Source organism: uncultured Castellaniella sp., from assembly GCF_937988725.1.
Taxonomy (GTDB): Bacteria; Pseudomonadota; Gammaproteobacteria; order Burkholderiales; family Burkholderiaceae_B; genus Castellaniella.
Genome location: NZ_CALKHS010000003.1, coordinates 245,651 through 263,477 on the forward strand (window position 1 = coordinate 245,651; position 17,827 = coordinate 263,477).

The following is a 17,827-nucleotide window of genomic DNA, read 5'->3' on the forward strand; positions in this document are numbered from 1 at the left end:
CGTCTTCCGATCCGGCGGCCCGCGCCCCGGATCGCGTCCCTCGCATAATCCTCCGGAATCCACGTCATGAAAAGCTCGATGCGCAGCCGCCTGGAACAGCTCAGCCACCGCTTGGCCGAGATCGATGCCATGCTGGCGGAGCCCGACAGCGCCGACGACATGGACCGCTTTCGCAAGCTCACGCGGGAACGTGCCGAACTGGACCCCGTGGTGCAGGCGTTCGGATCCTGGGAACGGGCCTGCGCCGACCGGGACGCGGCCCGCGAGATGCTGTCCGATCCGGACATGAAGACCCTGGCGGAAGAGGAACTGGCGGGGGCGGACGAGCGCATCGAGCAATTGGAAGCCGATCTGCAGATCCTGCTGCTGCCCAAGGACCCGGACGATGACCGCAGCGTCTTTCTGGAAGTCCGCGCCGGGACGGGCGGCGACGAAAGCGCCCTGTTCGCGGGCGACTTGCTGCGCATGTACACGCGCTACGCGGAAATCCGGGGCTGGCGGGTGGAACTGATGTCCGAGAGCGCCGCCGAACTGGGCGGTTACAAGGAAGTCATCGCCCACATTGAAGGCGACGGCGTGTACGGCCAGCTGAAGTTCGAGTCCGGGGCGCACCGGGTGCAGCGCGTGCCGGAAACCGAATCCCAGGGGCGGGTGCACACCTCGGCCTGCACCGTTGCGGTGATGCCGGAGGCCGATGCCCAGTCGGACATCCAGATCAATGCCAACGACCTGCGCATCGACACCTTTCGCGCCAGCGGCGCGGGCGGGCAGCACATCAACAAGACCGATTCCGCCGTGCGGATCACCCACCTGCCCACCGGCCTGGTGGTGGAATGCCAGGACGACCGTTCGCAGCACCGCAACAAGGACAAGGCCATGCAGGTGCTGGCGGCGCGCCTGAAAGACCGCCAGCAGCAGGAAATCCATGCCCGCGAGGCCGCGCAGCGCAAGAGCCTGGTGGGGTCGGGCGACCGGTCCGAGCGCATCCGCACCTACAATTTTCCCCAGGGGCGGGTGACGGACCACCGCATCAATCTGACGCTGTACAAGCTGGCCCAGGTGATGGACGGCGATCTGGACGAAGTCACCAACGCCCTGCTGGCCGAGCACCAGGCCGAACAGCTGGCCTCCCTGGCGCTGGACTAGGCCGGCGGGACGCGGACCATGGCCCATACCTTGCGGGACAGCCTGGCGAACAGCCTCTTGCCGCGCCTGGAGTCCCAGATGTTGTGGCGGCAGGTGCTGGGGGTCTCCCGCGCCTGGCTCATCACGCACGACACCGATGCGCTGGACGCGGCGCACGAAGCCGCCTACCGGGCGCTGGAAGCCCGCCGCCTGGCGGGCGAGCCCATGGCCTACATCCTGGGGCGGCGGGAATTCTGGGGACGGGATTTCCAGGTCACCCCCGCTGTGCTGATTCCCCGGCCGGATACCGAGGCGCTGGTGGAATGCGGCCTGCGGGCCATCGCCGGTTTGCAGGCCCCCCGGGTGCTGGACCTGGGCACCGGCAGCGGCATCGTCGCGGTGTCCATCGCCCTGGATCGCCCCGACGCCCGGGTGCGGGCCACCGACTGCAGCCCGGAGGCGCTGGCCGTGGCGGAAATGAACGCACGCGCCTTAGGGGCAACGCTATTGTTTTCCCTTGGGAATTGGTACGATACCCAGTTGGATTCGGGGCGTTATGACTTGATCGTCTCGAATCCTCCCTATATCGACTCACAAGACATCCACCTGGCCCAGGGCGACCTGCGGTTCGAACCGCAGGGGGCGCTGACCGATGGGGCCGATGGCCTGGGCGCCCTGCGCTGCATCGTGCAGGGGGCGGCGGGCCATCTGCGGCCCGGCGGGGCCTTGTGCGTGGAACATGGCTGGGATCAGGCCGCCGCCGTGCGGGGCCTGTTCCAGTCCTCGGGGTTTTCCGATGCCGTCAGCCTGCGGGACCTGGCCGGCATCGAACGCGTCACCTGGGGCCGCCTGCCGGCCTGAATTTTAAAGAGATCACCATGACCGATACCGTGCAATCCGAAGTCCAGAATTTCATCCGCGAAACCGTCACCAGCCATCCTGTCGTGCTGTTCATGAAGGGCACGGCGCAGTTCCCGCAGTGCGGGTTTTCCGGGCGCGCCATCCAGATCCTGAAGGAAGTCGGCGTCACCAAGCTGGTCACGGTCAACGTCCTGGAAGACGCCGAAGTCCGCCAGGGCGTCAAGGACTACGCCAATTGGCCCACCATCCCCCAGCTCTACGTCCAGGGCGAATTCGTCGGCGGCACCGACATCATGAATGAAATGCACGCCAGCGGCGAACTGGCCACCCTGCTGAAGGACGCCGGGGCGATCGGTGACTGACAGACGCCGGCTGGTGGTCGGCATCAGCGGGGCGACGGGCGCGCAGTACGCCATTCGCCTGCTCGAACTGGCCCGCGGCCAGGATGTCGAAACCCATCTGGTCGTTTCCCCGTCGGGGGCGCTGAACATCCGCCATGAATTGGGCATGAGCCGCCAGGCGGTCCATGCGCTGGCGGATCGGGTCTACAGCCCGCGCGACGTGGGCGCCACCCTGGCCAGCGGCAGCTTCGCCACGACGGGCATGGTGGTGGCGCCGTGCTCCATGCGCACCCTGGCGGCCGTGGCTCACGGCCTGTCCGACAACCTGATCACCCGGGCCGCCGACGTCACCCTGAAGGAACGCCGCCGCCTGGTGCTGATGGTGCGCGAGACCCCCTTCAATCTGGCGCATCTGCGCAACATGACCGCCGTGACGGAAATGGGCGGGGTGATCTTTCCGCCGCTGCCCGCCTTCTACATGCGGCCCGCCAGCCTGGACGAGATGATCGATCATACGGTGTGCCGGGTGCTGGATCTGTTCGACATCCACGTCCCCGGCCCGCGCTGGGAAGGCATGGATACCCCGGAGGGACCCGCCGGGCGGTCTTCGGATACACTTTGACAGGCCGTTCATCCCCTTCCCGACATCCGCAATGATCAAAAAAGTTCCTGTTTCCCAGTTGTGCGTGGGCATGTATGTTCAGGATCTGGGGGGGTCTTTTCTGGACCATTCCTTCTGGCGATCCAGCTTCCTGATCGCCAACGATCGCAAGCTGCAGAAATTGCAGAAATCCCGCCTGGAATGGGTGCTGATCGATACGGATCGCGGCGTGGACGTCCGGGAGACGGCGCAGGGCGCGCCCAGCCATCCCGACCATGCGCCCGCGGCCGCGGGCGCCGCGACGCGGCATCATGCGCCGGCGCGGGCAGCCGCCTCCAGCGAACAGCAGGCTTTCGACGATGCCCGGGAAATCCTGGACGGCTCGCGGGAGCAGGTCAAGCAGCTGTTTGCCGAAGCCGAACTGGGCAGCAAGATCGATTTGCAGCAGGTCCACGGGCTGGTGCAGGACATGGCCGACTCCCTGGACGGTCACCCCGACGCCCTGACCAGCCTGGCCCGCATCAAGAAGGCGGACCAGTATCTGTATGCGCATTCCGTGTCGGTGGCGGCGCTGATGACTTCCCTGGCCCGCACCATGCGGCTGGCCGACGAGCACGTGCATCTGGCGGGGATGGCCGGCCTGCTGCACGACATCGGCAAGGTCCGCGAGCCCGCCGAAGCCCCGGGCAAGATCGGCCGTCCGATCCAGCCGCCCCAGGAACTCCTGCATCAGCATCCCGCCGCGGGCGCGGCGGTGCTGCGGGCCGACTCGTCCATTCCCTCCGAAGTCGTCGAAGTCTGCCTGCACCACCACGAACGCATGGACGGCAAGGGCTTTCCGGACCAGTTGGCCGGCAAGCAGATCGGCCTGCTCTCGCGCATGGCCGCCATCTGCAACTACTACGATGAAATGACGTCCAGCCGCCCTTACCGCAAGGGCTGGGATCCCGCATTCACCCTGTTCAAGATGCTGAAATCCGAAGGCCAGTTCGACATGGACGTGCTGGGGGCTTTCGTGCGCACCGTCGGCCGTTATCCGGTGGGATCCATCATCAGCCTGATCAATAGCGAACTGGGCCTGGTGGTGGCGCAGAACCGCGACTTGCCCGAGCAGCCGGTGGTCAAGGTCTTCTATTCCATCCGCTGGGCGCATGCGATTCCCGAACGCCGGGTGAATCTGGCCGAACCCGATTGCGGCAGCGCCGTGCTGCCGGTGCGCGCGCCGGTGGATTGGGCGCAGTCCGGCCTGCCCGTGCCGCCGGTGGTCGATTAGAGGCTAGCCGGCGCCCCGCGTCCGCCGCCCGATCTGGACGGCCAGGCCGATTCCGAAGAGCGCCAGGGCGCTGGTCGCCACCCAGGTCCATCGCCAGTCTCCGCCCGCCTGATTGACGACCCAGGCGACCAGCGGGGGGCCGACGAACTGCCCCAGGGACGAACATTGCTGCATCCAGCCGATGGTGGTCGACGTGGTTTGAGGGCTGGGCGCCAGGGTCAGGGCCAGCACGAACAGGGTGGCCGGCACCAGGCCGCCCACCAGGGAAAAGGTCAGCACCGCCAGGAATTGCGCCGTGGCCGGCAATTGGGCGCCGAAGGCGGCGTAGGCGCACAGGATCATGGTCCCCAGGCCCAGCGCCAGTAGATGCCAGGCCCGGACGCCGCGGTGCAGCAGGCGTCCGGCCGCCAGGTTGCCGATGGCGTTGACCCCGGCGACGATGGCCGTCAGCAGGCCGGCCGTGGTGCCGGTGATGCCCGCCGCGATATAGATCGTCGGCAGGAACCCGATGACGGCGATCCACTGGCTGGCGTAGGCGCCGAAGGTCAGGGCGACCAGCCAGACGTTCTGCGACCTCAGGGTCGCGCTCACCAGCGTCAGCGTGGCGGGGTGGGGCTGGTCGCCCCGCGCGGGGTCCGGCGGCACGATCGTCAGCGTCAGCAGCAGGCAGCCCAGCGTCAGGACGGCCAGCAGCAGCCACAGCAGCCGCCAGTCGCCCAGGCTCAGCACCCAGGACCCCGACAGCAGGATGATGACCGTGCCCAGCGGCATGTAGCAGCCCCAGAGCCCCATGACCCGGCTGAGGCTTTCCGGCGGGATCAGCCGGCGGATCAGGGACGGCACCGGCATGGCGACCATCAGGAAGCCGCAGCCCTCCACGGCGCGGCACAGCAGGACTGCGGCGGCGGAATCCAGCCAGGCGCCCAGGGCGGATGCCGCCGCCAGCGTGGCCAGCCCGATCAGGATGCAGCGGCGCAGGCCGATGCGCTCGGCCACCAGGCCGATCGGCAGGCCCAGCGCCATGCCGCCCATCTGTACCACGGACAGGAGAAAGCCGGATTGCACCAGGCTCAGTTGAAACTGCGCCTGCAGCTGCGGCAGGGCGGGGGGCAGTTTCCAGATGTGCAGGGCGGCGCAGATGCCGGTCAGCACCAGAAAGAAGGCGGCCCGCATGCCCGTGTCGACGGGTCGCGGGCCGGCGCGGTCGATGGGGGGCGGGGGAGCGCTCATCGGACAACCCGGCCTCGGGGCAGCCAGCGCCAGAACATCCAGGCCGCGACCAGGCCGATGCCGCCGATGGCCGTGATGCCGGTGGCCAGGGATGCCACGGCGGTCAGCCCCGACAGCAGCAGGGGACCGCCGCTGCCGCCCAGATCGGTGATCTGGCGCCAGAGGCCCAGAAAGACGGTGCGGCCTTCGCGGGGCGAGGCATCGGCCCCGATGGTCATGATGATGCCCGAGCCGATGCCGTTGCCGAATCCCAGGACGATGCAGACCGCCAGCAGGCTGACGAAGCCGGTCGTCCAGGGCATGGCCAGCAGGCTGAGCCCCATGACCAGCATGCAGGGCAGGGCCACCCACAGGCGGCCGTGCTGGTCCATGACCTTGCCGGCGGGGTAGAACAGCAGCATGTCCACGCCGCCCATCAGGCCATAGACCAGAGCCGTGGTCGCGGCGTCCAGGCCGATGTGGTCGGCCCACAGCGGGATGACGATCTGCCGGCAGGCCCGCAACGCCGAGACCAGCGCGGTGGCGACGCCCAGCGTCAGGAGCACCCGGGCATGCCGGCGCATCATGGCCTTCATGCTGAGCGGGGGCGGGGTCGCGGCGGCGCCCGGTGCGGCGCGGGGTTCCAGGTCGGGGATGGCCAGCGAGACGGCGCCGGCCCCGAGCATGGCCAGCACGGACAGCCAATAGGCGCCTTGCAGGCCCATCAGATGAATGAAGGCGGCCCCCGCGAACGGGCCGATGAACAGGCCGATGCGCATGACGCCGCCCAGGGTCGACATGGCGCGGGCGCGCATGTGCAGGGGAACGGCCTCGATCAGGAAGGCCTGGCGGGCCAGCAGGAAGACGGCGCTGGAGACGCCGATCATCAGGACGCCGGCGCCGAAGATCCAGGGGTTGGGCGCCAGCAGACAGAGCGCCAGGCCGAGCAGGCTGACCGCCGCGGCTCCCACCATGGCCCGGCGTTCGCCGTATCGGGTGGCCAGGGCGGCGGCCGGCAGGTTGGCCAGGAGCGATCCGATGCCCACCAGGGCGACGATCAGGCCGGCTCCGGCCGAACTGGCGCCCAGTTCGCGGGCGCTGAGGGCGAGCACCGGGAAGATGGCCCCTTCGCCCATGCCGAACAGCAGGGAAGGACCAAAGGCCGGCAGGGCGATCTGGCGCAGGCTGAAGGATTCTGGAGAGGCTGACACGCGATGGGACGTCAAAGGGTCAATTGACTATTGTCGCATACGGCCGTCCGTCCTGCGGCGCGCGAACCCGCGCCGCGCAAGGAAATTGCGGGCCGTCCGCCCTGGCTGCGGGTTGCCGGCAGATTCGGTTCCCGAACCCAGTAAGCGTTATTACTGATTGCGCCGTTGTGGTGTTCACGAGACAATTCGCGCGCTCTCGCTGTTTACAAAACAGTACAAAAATCCGGGTTTACCATCAACTCATAGGGGCTCTCTCTCATGCAACGTCGTTCCTTCCTCAAGAAGGCCGCCTTTGGCGTGGCCGCCGGCGGCACCACCCTCGCCGCTCCCGTCTTCGCCCAGGATGCGCCCACCCTCCAGTGGCGCCTGGCTTCCAGTTTTCCGCGCAGTGCGGATGCCATCTACTCCGGCGGTGAAAACGTCGCAAAATTCGTGTCCGAAGCAACGGGCGGGAAATTCCAGATCCGCGCCTTCCCCGGCGGTGAAATCCTGCCGGCGCTGGGCGTGCTCGATGGCGTGCAGAACGGCACCGTCGAATGCGGCCATACCGCGTCCTACTATTACTTCGGCAAGGATCCGGCCCTGTGCTTCGACGGCGCCGTGCCTTTCGGCCTGAACACGCGCCAGTACAACGCCTGGGTGCGCCATGGCGGCGGCCTGAAGGTCCTGCGCGACCTGTTCGCCAAGTTCAACATCGTCAATTTCCCCTGCGGCTACACGGGCACCCAGATGGGCGGCTGGTTCCGCAAGGAAATCAAGACCGTCGAAGACCTGAAGGGCCTGAAATTCCGCACGGCCGCCTTCGCCGGCGCCGTGCTGATGAAGCTGGGCGTCGTCCCGCAGCAGATCGCGGGCGGCGACATCTATCCCTCGCTGGAAAAGGGCACCATCGACGCCGCCGAATGGATCGGCCCCTACGATGACGAGAAGATGGGCTTCCATCGGGTCGCGCCGTACTACTACTTCCCGGGCTGGTGGGAAGGCACGCTGCAGGTGTCCCTGTACGTGAACAAGGACAAATACGAGGCCCTGCCCAAGCACTATCAGGCCGTGCTGGACCAGGCGTCCGCGCTGGCGACCAACACCATGATCGCCACCTACGACGCCGAGAACCCCAACGCCCTGAAGCGCCTGATCGGCGAAGGCGCCAAGCTGCGGGCCTTCCCCAAGCCCGTCATGGACGCCTGCTACAAGGCCGCCAAGGACACCTACGCCGAACTCTCGGCCAAGGATCCCAACTTCAAGAAGATCCACGACGCCTACATGGGCTTCCGCGACCACGAAATTCCCTGGTTCCGGATCGCCGAAGGCAGCTTCGACCAGTACATGGCCACGGCAGCGAAATAATCGCTTGCGCGCCTTGCGCCAGCCGTTTTCGGCTGGCCCGCATCGCCGGTCCGTGCATCAGCCCCCGCTTGCGGGGGCTTCTGCGTGTCCGGGGTTCTCTCATTTTTTGATTGGTTTTCACCATGAATGCACTCCTAGCCCTGTCACGGGTGATTGACGCCGTCAATCGCCGCGTGGGCCAGGCCGTGACCTGGTTGATCCTGCTTGCCGTGCTCGTCAGCGCCACCAACGCGACGGTACGCAAGGTCTTCAACCTCAGTTCCAATGCCTGGCTCGAATTGCAGTGGTATCTGTTTGGCGGCGTTTTCCTGCTGGCCGCCGGCTATACCCTCTTGAAAAACGAACACGTCCGCGTCGACGTGCTGGCGTCCCACCTCTCCCGCCGGACCCAGCTCTGCATCGAGATCTTCGGGATCCTGTTCTTCCTGCTGCCCATGGCCGGCCTGATCATGTGGCTGTCCTGGCCGTTCTTCATGGACTCGTTCGTGAACCTGGAACAGTCCTCCAATGCCGGCGGCCTGATCCGCTGGCCGGCGAAGTTCCTGATTCCCATCGGCTTCGCCCTGCTGGTGGCGGCCGGCGTGTCGCACCTCATCAAATGCGTCGGTTGTCTGGCCGGACTGTGCCCCGATCCCCGGGATACGCACCCCGGCAAATCAGCGGAAGAGGAACTGGCCGACGAGATCGCCCGGGAAGCTGAACAGCGCGAGGCCGCCTCGCACGAGGAGCGCTGATCATGGAAGCTTTGTTTCTTGCCTATATGGCGCCGATCATGTTCGGCATGCTGGTCATCTTGCTGTTGCTGGGTTTTCCCGTCGCCTTCTCCCTGGCGGCCAACGGCATCCTGTTCGGCCTGATCGGCATCGATCTCGGCCTGCTGTCGCCGGCCTTGTTCCAGGCTCTGCCGCAACGCGTGTTCGGGGTCATGTCCAACGAGTCCCTGCTGGCCGTGCCCTTCTTCACCTTCATGGGGCTGATCCTGGAACGTTCCGGCATGGCCGAGGACCTGCTGGAAACCGTGGGTCAGCTGTTCGGCCCGCTGCGCGGCGGTCTGGCGATCGCGGTCATTCTGGTGGGAGCCATGCTGGCGGCGACCACCGGCGTGGTGTCGGCCTCGGTGATTTCCATGGGTCTGATCTCCCTGCCCATCATGCTGCGCTATGGCTACGACAGGCGCCTGGCAACGGGCGTGATCGCCGCATCGGGCACCCTGTCGCAGATCATTCCGCCGTCGCTGGTGCTGATCGTGCTGGCCGACCAGTTGGGGCGGTCCATCGGCGACATGTACAAAGGCGCCTTCCTGCCGGGCTTCGCCCTGACCGGCCTGTACGTCCTGTACGTGGTGGCCATGGCGATGTTCCGGCCCAAGTCGGCGCCGGCCATTCCGCCCGAGGCCCGCACTTTCGTGGAACCCAATGGCGGCCACGGCGTGCCTTCCCTGCTGGTGCTGATGGCCTTGTCCGTCGCCGTCGCCGTCGGCGGGGTCGAGTTCCTGCTGGACGATCAGGCCCACGTGGACGAACTGATCGTCACCAGCATCCTGCTGTGGGGCGCGGCGGCCTTCGTCATGGCGGTCCTGAACAAGGTCCTGCGCCTGGGCCTGTTGTCGAAGATCGCCGAACGCGTCACCTTCGTCATGATCCCGCCGCTGGCGCTGATCTTCCTGGTGCTGGGCACGATCTTCATCGGCGTGGCCACCCCCACCGAAGGCGGGGCCATGGGGGCGGTGGGCGCCCTGATCATGGCCGTGATCAAGCGCCGGCTGAACCTGAAGCTGCTGCGCCAGGCCATGGACACCACCACCACGCTGACCTGCTTCGTGGTGTTCATCCTGATCGGCTCGTCGGTGTTCAGCCTGACGTTCCGCGGCGTCAACGGCGACCTGTGGGTGGAACACCTGCTGACCGGCCTGCCGGGCGGGCAGATGGGCTTCCTGATCGTCGTCAGCCTGCTGACCTTCGCCCTGGCGTTCTTCCTGGACTTCTTCGAGTTGGCCTTCATCATCGTGCCGCTGATCGGGCCGGTGGCCGACAAGATGGGCATCGACCTGATCTGGCTGGGCGTCCTGCTGGCCGTGAACATGCAGACGTCCTTCATGCACCCGCCCTTCGGCTTCGCGCTGTTCTACCTGAGATCCGTGGCGCCCAAGGAAGACTACAAGGACAAGGTCACGGGCAAGCTGATCGCCAAGGTCACGACGGGCCAGATCTACTGGGGGTCGCTGCCCTTCATCGTCATCCAGATCATCATGGTGGTGGCCGTGCTGGCCTATCCGGGCATGGTGACGCACTACAAGGCGGATCGGCCCCAGATCAACATCGAGGACATCAAGATCGATCCCGGCAATTTCGGCGGCTACGGGGGCGGGGGCTACGGCGATGCCGCCGGCGCCTATGGCGGCGGTTCGGCGGGCGGCGACGCTCCGTCCGACGCCGCGCCGTCGACGCCGTCCGATCAGGACTACAACAATATGTTCAAGTAATCGGCAGCGCGCCGGCTTGCGCCGGCGTCATGCCATGCCCCGTCCCGGGATTCCGGGGCGGGGCATTTTTATTTGGCTGTGGGCTGCGCGAGCTCGGCGACTCTTTCTTTCGTGATGCCCAGGGATCGCTGGAATCCAAGCCATCCTTTTGGGGTGACGGCGATGGCGCGGGTCGAATCGGACCGCCGAAGCCAGCCCTGCTCGCACAGGGTCGCCATCAACCGGGTCCCGAGCGGGCCCGCCAGGTGATGGGTGCGCTCCGTCCAGTCCAGGCATTGCCGGGCCAGTCCGCGCCGGCTCGGCGCGACCGTTGCGATGTCCAGGCCGATGCTGCTCAGCCAGCGCACCCCTGCGGCGGTCACGATGAACTGCTTGTCGTCCGCCCGGCGGATGTAATCGCGGTCCTGCATGGCGCGCGCCATGGCCACGCCCACCTGTCCGGCCAGATGGTCGTAACAGCACCGGCAGAAGGCAAGCTGCCGGTGCCGGGGGCTGAGCGCCATCGGCCGCGCTTTGGCGATCGGCCCGATGGCTGCGAGATGCTCCAGGGTCTGGGCCACGTGTCCGTCCGCGAGCCGGTAATAGCGGTGCCGGCCCTCGGTTTCCACCGAGATAAGGCCGCCGTCCAGGAGCTTGGCCAGGTGCGCGCTGGCGGTTTGCGCCGTCACGCCCGAAGCGCGGGCCAATTCGCCCGCCGGCAGCGCGCGCCCGTCGATCAGCGCCATGAGCATGGCCGCGCGGCTGGAGTCGGCGATCAGAAAGGCGGTTTTCGAGACGTTGGAAAAGGTGGACATGGCGATCTCTCCATACGAGGAAAATACTAACTCATGCCGCGTCCTCATGGTTCGTTGGTCGTCGAATCATTGGATCGGACGCCCTTGGTACGCTGGACTCATGCAGCCGAAACCATTCATCCGCCACAGCGATAGTTCAACGCCGGACGCCTCCGCATCGAAGCGCCGGCATGGCCGTGCGCTGGCGGCGCTGTGCCTGGCCGTGCTGGTGGCCCAGGTCGACACCGCCGTGGTGAATCTGGCGATGCACCGCATCGACGGCGACCTTGGCGCGGGCATGGGCGCCCTGCAATGGGTGCTGGACGGCTACAACCTCGTCTATGCCGTGCTGCTGCTGACGGGCGGCCTGCTGGCGGATCTGTGCGGGCGGCGCCTCGTTTTCGTGATCGGGGCCGTCATTTTCACGGCTTCGTCGCTGCTGTGCGCGGCCGCGCCATCGGTGGCGATCCTGGTCGGCGGCCGGGCGCTGTCAGGGTTCGGAGCGGCTTTGCTCGTACCCGCTTCGCTGGCCATCATTCGCGTGGTCTGGCGCGATCCGGCCGAGCGGGGCCGGGTCCTGGGCCTCTGGGCGGCTTGCAACGGCCTGGCCATGGCAATCGGCCCGACGCTGGGCGGCGTGCTGATCGAACATGCCGGCTGGCGGAGCATCTTTCTCGTCGCCGTGCCGTTCAGCGCGGCGGCGGCCATCCTGGCTCTCGTGTCCATTCCCGAATCCTCCGATCCGCAGGGGCGCCGTTTCGATGGCGCGGCGCAGCTGTTGGGCGCCCTGGCGCTCGGCGGCATGGTCCTGGCGGCCATTCAAGCGCATCGGGCGCCGACCGTGGCAGCGGCCGCCTTTGCCGCCGCGTCCCTGGCGCTGTTGCTGTTCGCCCGCGTGGAAGCGCGCCGCGGAGCGGCCGCCCTGGTGCCGCTGGACGTCTTCCGCTCCCGGACTTTCCGTGGCGCGATGACGGCGACGGCGGGCATGACCTTCGGCATGTATGGCGTGCTGTTTCTGCTCCCGCTTGCCTGGCAGGGCGCCGGCCGGCTCAGCGCTTTGGAGACGGGCCTCGCCTTGATGCCGATGGCACTGGTGTTCCTTGCCGTTTCACCCTGTTCCGGCGCGCTGGCCGAGCGATATGGCGCGCGCATCGTCTCAGCCGGCGGCGTCGCGCTCATCGGCGCCGGACTCGCGCTCATCGGCGTCGAGGCGCATCGGTCGTCGATCATCGCGCAGGAGGCCGGCCTGGCGCTGACTGGCGTCGGCATGGGGCTGGCCACGGGGCCGTTGATGGGTTCGGCCGTGGGCGCCGTGATCGCCGAGCGGGCGGGAACGGCCAGTGCGCTGATCAACGTCGCCCGCATGGCGGGGGCGGCCTTTGGCGTGGCGGCGCTGGGCGCCATCTTCGACGCGGCCGGGGGCGGAGCCGACGGCCTGCGCATCGCGATGCTGATGGGCGGCGCGGTGCAGATCGGCTGCGCCGCCTATGCCTGGCTCGTCATGCCCGCGCCGCGCGGGCATGACGACTATTCAGCCGCCTGACCGCGTTCGCGCACGATGCCGATCCAGGCGTCGATGGGCATGGGGCGGGCCAGCAGGAAGCCCTGCAGGGCGTGGCAGTCGTGCTGGAACAGGAAGCGGGACTGCTCCTCGGTTTCCACGCCTTCGGCCACGACGCGCAGGTTCAATTGGTCGGCCATGGCCAGGATCATCTGCACGATGGCGATGCTGTCGGTGTCGTGGGGCAGGTCCTGGATCAGGCTCTTGTCGATCTTCAGCTCGTACAGGGGCAGGCGCTTGAGGTACGCGAGGTTGGAATAGCCGGTGCCGAAATCGTCGATGGAAAAGCGGATCCCCAGCCGGGCCAGGGCCTGCATGCGGCGGGCGACCGCCTGGATGTCCTGGATCAGGACGCCTTCGGTGACTTCGAAGATCAGGCGGTTGCCGGGCAGGCCCTTTTGTTCCAGCATGTCGCGCACGTAGTCCACGAACTGCGGATCCATCAGGCGCTTGGGGCTGACGTTGATCGACAGCGGATAGGTTTCCCCCAGGGCCTGCAGCGTCAGCAGCGTGTCGCAGGCCACGCTCAGCGTCCAGGCCCCCAGCAGGTTGATCAGGCCGGATTCTTCGGCGATCGGGATGAACAGCGCGGGCGAGATGGCGCCATGGCGCGGATGGCGCCAGCGGGCCAGCAGCTCGCCGCCCGACACGCGGCCGTCCTGGCCGAACTGGGGCTGCAGGTGCAGCGACAGCTGCGGGGTGTTGATGGCCTGCAGCAGATCGTGTTCCAGCCACAGGCGCTGTTCGACTTCCGACTGCAGTTCCTGCTCGTAGAAGGTGGCCTGGTTGCCGCCCTGTTCCTTGGCGCGCTGAGTGGCCATGTCGGCTTCGCGCATCACGCGGTCGGTCGTTTGGCTGGCGGCGTGGATCAGCGTCAGGCCGATGCTGGCGGTGACGAAGGCCGGAGTGCCCTGGATGGTCAGGGCGCTGCCTGAAATCGCCAGCCGCAGTTTCTCGGCGATGTGCATGGCGGTGCGGGCCGCGTCGTGCTGTTCCGGCCCCAGGCCGTCGATCAGCACCGCAAATTCGTCGGCGCTGGTATGGGCCACCAGATCGCGTTCCCGCGTCATGTGGGCCAGCCGTTCGGCGATGGCCGACAGAACCTGATCGCCGACCCGGTAGCCCTGGATATCGTTGATCTTCTTGAAGTTGTCCAGGTCGATCTGCAGCAGGGCGCCGTGGCCGTGTTCCTGCTGCGCATGCTCGATCAGCTGCGTCAGCCGTTCCAGCGCCATGCGCCGGTTGGGCAGGTTGGTCAGGCTGTCGTAGAAGGTCAGGCGATGGGCTGTTTTCTCGGCCAGCAGGCGTTCGGTGATGTCGGTGGCGACGACGCAGATGGCTTCGATGCCGCCATCGGGGGTGTGCAGCGGCGCCTTCATGGTCAGCAGGGTGCGGGCGTCGTCGCTGTCGGGGCGCTTCAGCGTCTGCTGGATGACGCTGCGTTCCCGGGAGTTCATGATGAGCTGGTCGCTCTGTTCGATCGACATCAGGGACTGGGGGTCCGTGATGAAGTCCGCATCGCGCCGGCCGACGATGTCGCCCGGGCCGACGCCCAGGAATTCTTCCAGTTTGTGGTTGGCGAAGATGTAGCGCCCGTTCGGGTCCTTGATGCTGACGATGGCGTCGACGCTGTCCAGGATGGCGTCCAGCCGCCGTTCGCTCGATTGCAGGCGGCGGCGCTGGCGGCTCATCCGGACCTTCATCCCCAGGATGATGCAGAGCACCAGGGCGAGCAGGCCCGCCAGGCCCGCGACGATCCAGACGGCGTTGTCGCTCAGGGCGGACCGGGCGGGCGGGGTGCGCCAGTGATCCAGCGTGCGGAAGTAAAAGGAATTCGGGTCGGCCTGCCAGACGCCCAGGTAGCGATCGATGGCGGCCAGCACGGCCGGGTGTTCGCCCTTCGGCGTGGCGAAGAAGGCCTGGGTGGGCTGGAAGACGATCGCAGTGGCCGCCAGGTTGTAGTCGCGCGCGGTGAGTTCGCCGATGTAGAAATCGGCGGCGACGGCGTCCGCCTGATGCCGGCTGACCATCTGGAAGCCTTCCTCCAGCCGCTGGACGGGGACGATCTGGGCGTCGATGCCCAGGCCGTCGAGCGTGGTGCGCAGGTAGTCCTGCTGAGTGGAACCGGCCAGCGCCGCCACGGAGCGGCCCTTCAGGTCGGTGATCGACTGCAGGCCGCTGGAGGGCAGCGCGTAGATCTGCGACCAGCTGTGCAGGGCCGGCACATGGTGCATGCCGAATGCCAGGGCGCGTTCCGGGGTGTAGTACACGTCGGGCAGCAGGTCGATCTGGCGGCTGGACAGCAGGCGCATGCAGGCTTCCCAGGTGCAGGCCTGGGTCTGCAAGGTCCAGCCTTCGCGGCGCGCGATCTCGACCAGCAGTTCGCCCAGGATGCCCGCGGGCTGGCCGTCGGCGCCGATGTACACGTCGGGCTTCTGGTCATAGATGCCGACTTTCAGGGTCAAAGCCTGCGCCCGTGCGGCGGCCAGACCCAGGCAGCATGTCAGGGCCAGCCGGAAAATTGCAAGAATCGTGCGTGCATGCAGGCGCATAGCGTTGAATATAGAACAGATGTTGCAATCATAGGGCGTCGCGTTGCAGGGCAATGTCACGCACTGGCCGTCAGATTGTCAACAGTTTCGTCGATTGTCCGACAAGCCGGGGCTCGGCGTACAATCCCAGCCAGGTTTCCGACATTCCCCCAAAAGGTGAATCATGTCCCAGGCATTCCTTGCCGATGCGCGGGCCCGGATCGGGCAGCTGCAATCCGACGGCTTCTATAAATCAGAACGCGTCATCGCCAGCCAGCAGGCGGCGCGGATCGAGCTGGCGGACGGCGCCCAGGTCCTGAATTTCTGCGCCAACAATTACCTGGGCCTGGCCAACGATTCCCGCCTGATCCAGTCCGCGCAGGCGGGGCTGGCGGCCGATGGCTTCGGCATGGCGTCGGTGCGGTTCATCTGCGGCACCCAGTCCGGGCACAAGGCGCTGGAATCCGAACTGGCCCATTGGCTGGGCATGGGCGACGCGATCCTGTATTCCAGCTGCTTCGACGCCAATGGCGGCCTGTTCGAGGCCCTGCTGGACGAACAGGACGCCATCGTCAGCGACGCCCTGAATCATGCCAGCATCATCGATGGCATCCGCCTGTGCAAGGCCCGCCGCTATCGCTATGCCAACAACGACATGGCCGATCTGCGCGCCCAGCTGCAGGCCGCCCGCGACGGCGGCGCGCGCCACGTGATGATCGCCACCGACGGCGTGTTTTCCATGGACGGCATCATCGCGGACCTGCCCGCCATCTGCGACCTGGCCGACGAATTCGACGCGCTGGTCATGGTCGATGATTCCCACGCGGTGGGCTTCATGGGCGACGGGGGGCGGGGCACGCCCGAATACTGCGGCGTGCAGGGCAGGGTGCACATCCTGACCGGCACGCTCGGCAAGGCCCTGGGCGGCGCCTCGGGCGGCTACGTGGCCGCCGATCCCGTCGTCGTCGATCTGCTGCGCCAGCGTTCGCGCCCCTATCTGTTTTCCAATACCCTGGCGCCCGCCATCGTGGCCGCGTCTCGCCGGGTGCTGGCCCTGCTGCAGGACGCCGAGGGCGACCGGCTGCGGGCGCAGGTGCATCGCAATGGCCGGCATTTCCGCCAGGCCATGGAAGCGCTGGGCTTCACCCTGGTGCCGGGGCGGCATCCGATCATTCCCGTCATGCTCGGGGATGCCGCGCTGGCCGGCCGCATGGCCGACGCTCTGCTGGAGCAGGGCATCTACGTGATCGGTTTCTCCTTCCCCGTGGTGCCCAAGGGCAAGGCCCGCATCCGGACCCAGATGAGCGCGGCGCATTCGCTGGCGGACATCGACCGGGCGGTGGACGCGTTCGCCCGCGTCGGCCGCGAACTGGGCGTCATCGGGCGGGCCTGACGGCATCGCCGGAACAGATCCGGCAGGCCGCGCGCGGCCTGCCTTTCACTTTCCTTCTATCGGAGCTTCCATGAGAGCCTTGGCCAAGACCCAGCCTGCCGCAGGGCTGGAACTGGTGGACGTGCCCAAACCCGCGATCGGCCACAACGACATCCTGATCCGCATCCGCAAGACCGCGATCTGCGGAACCGACATCCACATCTGGAAATGGGACGAATGGGCGGCCCGCACCATTCCCGTGCCCATGCACGTGGGCCACGAATACGTGGGCGAGATCGTCGAGATCGGCCAGGAAGTGCAGGGGTTCAAGATCGGCGACCGGGTGTCCGGCGAAGGCCACATCACCTGCGGGCATTGCCGCAACTGCCGGGCGGGTCGCCGCCACCTGTGCCGCAACACCCAGGGCGTGGGGGTCAACCGGCCGGGGGCTTTCGCCGACTATCTGGCGATTCCGGCCTTCAACGCCTTTCGCATCCCGGACGATGTCTCCGACGACCTGGCCGCCATCTTCGACCCGTATGGCAATGCCACGCATACCGCGCTGGCCTTCGATCTGGTGGGCGAGGACGTGCTGATCACCGGCGCCGGGCCGATCGGCGCCATGGCGGCCGCCATCGCCCGCCACGTGGGGGCCCGCAACGTCGTCATCACCGACGTGAACGATTACCGCCTGGACCTGGCGGCCCGCATGGGGGCCAGCCGCACCGTGAACGTCGCGCGGGAAGATCTGCGCGACGTGATGCGCGAACTGGGCATGGCCGAAGGCTTCGACGTCGGTCTGGAAATGTCGGGCGTGCCCAGCGCGTTCGCCACCATGCTCGAACAGATGAACCATGGCGGCAAGATCGCCATGCTGGGCATCCTGCCCGACGGGGTGGGCGCGGCCTGGAGCCAGATCATCTTCAAGGGCCTGGAAATCAAGGGCATCTATGGCCGGCAGATGTTCGAGACCTGGTACAAGATGGTGGCGATGCTGCAAAGCGGGCTGGATCTGTCTCCCATCCTGACGCACAGCTTCCCGGTTGCGGAGTACCGCCAGGGCTTCGATGCCATGCTGTCGGGGCAGAGCGGCAAGGTCGTCCTGGACTGGATGAATCAGGACGCGAATTAGCCCCTGCG

Annotated in this window: 15 protein-coding genes; 11 read left to right on the top strand and 4 right to left on the bottom strand. The window is 67.1% G+C overall.

All coding sequences use genetic code 11. The annotated features are described in order from the left end of the window. Positions 1–66: 66 nt before the first annotated feature. The 5 genes from prfA to Q0263_RS02615 are packed head-to-tail and all read left to right on the top strand — an operon-like array spanning position 67 to position 4,201. Positions 67–1,146, top strand: coding sequence for a peptide chain release factor 1 (gene prfA, locus Q0263_RS02595; RefSeq protein ID WP_298013049.1), 1,080 nt, complete (start codon positions 67–69; stop codon positions 1,144–1,146). Positions 1,147–1,164: 18 nt separating this feature from the next. Further along, a complete protein-coding gene (gene prmC / locus Q0263_RS02600) occupies positions 1,165–1,986 on the top strand; it encodes a peptide chain release factor N(5)-glutamine methyltransferase (protein ID WP_298013051.1) in 822 nt (273 codons plus the stop codon). A 17-nt stretch (positions 1,987–2,003) separates the two neighbouring features. Beyond that, positions 2,004–2,348 carry a Grx4 family monothiol glutaredoxin gene (gene grxD / locus Q0263_RS02605; RefSeq protein WP_298013053.1) on the top strand — a complete coding sequence of 115 codons (345 nt, stop codon included), beginning with the start codon at positions 2,004–2,006 and terminating at the stop codon, positions 2,346–2,348. Further along, complete coding sequence (locus Q0263_RS02610; protein WP_298013055.1) at positions 2,341–2,949, top strand: UbiX family flavin prenyltransferase; 609 nt, start codon at positions 2,341–2,343, stop codon at positions 2,947–2,949. The genes grxD and Q0263_RS02610 overlap by 8 nt, the downstream gene beginning before the upstream one ends. Before the next feature lie 31 nt (positions 2,950–2,980). Further along, positions 2,981–4,201, top strand: a complete 1,221-nt coding sequence (locus tag Q0263_RS02615) for an HD-GYP domain-containing protein (protein ID WP_298013057.1) — start codon at positions 2,981–2,983, stop codon at positions 4,199–4,201. Positions 4,202–4,204: 3 nt separating this feature from the next. Here the strand turns inward: Q0263_RS02615 and Q0263_RS02620 are convergent, their stop codons facing one another. Together Q0263_RS02620 and Q0263_RS02625 are read right to left on the bottom strand one after the other, a co-directional pair. After that, positions 4,205–5,431, bottom strand: coding sequence for an MFS transporter (locus tag Q0263_RS02620; protein ID WP_298013059.1), 1,227 nt, complete (start codon positions 5,429–5,431; stop codon positions 4,205–4,207). Beyond that, positions 5,428–6,621, bottom strand: coding sequence for an MFS transporter (locus Q0263_RS02625; RefSeq protein WP_298013061.1), 1,194 nt, complete (start codon positions 6,619–6,621; stop codon positions 5,428–5,430). The genes Q0263_RS02620 and Q0263_RS02625 overlap by 4 nt, the downstream gene beginning before the upstream one ends. 258 nt (positions 6,622–6,879) lie before the next feature. On the opposite strand from Q0263_RS02625, the gene Q0263_RS02630 reads away from it, so the two are divergent. The 3 genes from Q0263_RS02630 to Q0263_RS02640 all read left to right on the top strand — a co-directional run bounded on the left by Q0263_RS02630 (position 6,880) and on the right by Q0263_RS02640 (position 10,450). Continuing rightward, positions 6,880–7,968: a TRAP transporter substrate-binding protein gene (locus Q0263_RS02630; protein WP_298013062.1), complete on the top strand. Its 1,089-nt coding sequence runs from the start codon at positions 6,880–6,882 to the stop codon at positions 7,966–7,968. A 122-nt stretch (positions 7,969–8,090) separates the two neighbouring features. Beyond that, complete coding sequence (locus Q0263_RS02635; protein ID WP_298013064.1) at positions 8,091–8,702, top strand: TRAP transporter small permease subunit; 612 nt, start codon at positions 8,091–8,093, stop codon at positions 8,700–8,702. Between the two features lie 2 nt (positions 8,703–8,704). Beyond that, positions 8,705–10,450, top strand: coding sequence for a TRAP transporter large permease subunit (locus tag Q0263_RS02640; RefSeq protein WP_298013065.1), 1,746 nt, complete (start codon positions 8,705–8,707; stop codon positions 10,448–10,450). 68 nt (positions 10,451–10,518) lie between these two features. Here the strand turns inward: Q0263_RS02640 and Q0263_RS02645 are convergent, their stop codons facing one another. Further along, the gene (locus Q0263_RS02645; RefSeq protein ID WP_298013067.1) at positions 10,519–11,244 is read right to left on the bottom strand and encodes a winged helix-turn-helix domain-containing protein; all 726 of its coding nucleotides are present in this window, start codon (positions 11,242–11,244) and stop codon (positions 10,519–10,521) included. A 100-nt stretch (positions 11,245–11,344) separates the two neighbouring features. Here Q0263_RS02645 and Q0263_RS02650 point away from each other — a divergent pair, with 100 nt between their 5' ends. After that, entirely contained in the window at positions 11,345–12,766 is a 1,422-nt protein-coding gene (locus Q0263_RS02650) for an MFS transporter (protein WP_298013069.1), read from the top strand. Here the strand turns inward: Q0263_RS02650 and Q0263_RS02655 are convergent. Next, positions 12,751–15,249 (bottom strand): EAL domain-containing protein, encoded by a 2,499-nt coding sequence (locus tag Q0263_RS02655; RefSeq protein WP_298013071.1) that lies wholly within the window; start codon positions 15,247–15,249, stop codon positions 12,751–12,753. The two genes, Q0263_RS02650 and Q0263_RS02655, sit on opposite strands and share 16 nt — an antisense overlap. Before the next feature lie 250 nt (positions 15,250–15,499). Between Q0263_RS02655 and Q0263_RS02660 the strand changes: the two genes are divergently transcribed. Next, on the top strand, positions 15,500–16,708 hold the full coding sequence (locus Q0263_RS02660; protein ID WP_298013073.1) for a glycine C-acetyltransferase: 1,209 nt from the start codon (positions 15,500–15,502) through the stop codon (positions 16,706–16,708). 70 nt (positions 16,709–16,778) lie between these two features. Further along, entirely contained in the window at positions 16,779–17,819 is a 1,041-nt protein-coding gene (gene tdh / locus Q0263_RS02665; RefSeq protein ID WP_298013075.1) for an L-threonine 3-dehydrogenase, read from the top strand. Positions 17,820–17,827: the final 8 nt, after the last annotated feature.

Coding starts and splice junctions, on each gene's coding strand:
- Q0263_RS02645 (WP_298013067.1), bottom strand. CDS start 11,244: ATGTCCACCTTTTCCAACGTCTCGAAAACCGCCTTTCTGATCGCCGAC.
- grxD (WP_298013053.1), top strand. CDS start 2,004: ATGACCGATACCGTGCAATCCGAAGTCCAGAATTTCATCCGCGAAACC.
- Q0263_RS02630 (WP_298013062.1), top strand. CDS start 6,880: ATGCAACGTCGTTCCTTCCTCAAGAAGGCCGCCTTTGGCGTGGCCGCC.
- prmC (WP_298013051.1), top strand. CDS start 1,165: ATGGCCCATACCTTGCGGGACAGCCTGGCGAACAGCCTCTTGCCGCGC.
- prfA (WP_298013049.1), top strand. CDS start 67: ATGAAAAGCTCGATGCGCAGCCGCCTGGAACAGCTCAGCCACCGCTTG.
- Q0263_RS02650 (WP_298013069.1), top strand. CDS start 11,345: ATGCAGCCGAAACCATTCATCCGCCACAGCGATAGTTCAACGCCGGAC.
- tdh (WP_298013075.1), top strand. CDS start 16,779: ATGAGAGCCTTGGCCAAGACCCAGCCTGCCGCAGGGCTGGAACTGGTG.
- Q0263_RS02615 (WP_298013057.1), top strand. CDS start 2,981: ATGATCAAAAAAGTTCCTGTTTCCCAGTTGTGCGTGGGCATGTATGTT.
- Q0263_RS02640 (WP_298013065.1), top strand. CDS start 8,705: ATGGAAGCTTTGTTTCTTGCCTATATGGCGCCGATCATGTTCGGCATG.
- Q0263_RS02635 (WP_298013064.1), top strand. CDS start 8,091: ATGAATGCACTCCTAGCCCTGTCACGGGTGATTGACGCCGTCAATCGC.
- Q0263_RS02620 (WP_298013059.1), bottom strand. CDS start 5,431: ATGAGCGCTCCCCCGCCCCCCATCGACCGCGCCGGCCCGCGACCCGTC.
- Q0263_RS02660 (WP_298013073.1), top strand. CDS start 15,500: ATGTCCCAGGCATTCCTTGCCGATGCGCGGGCCCGGATCGGGCAGCTG.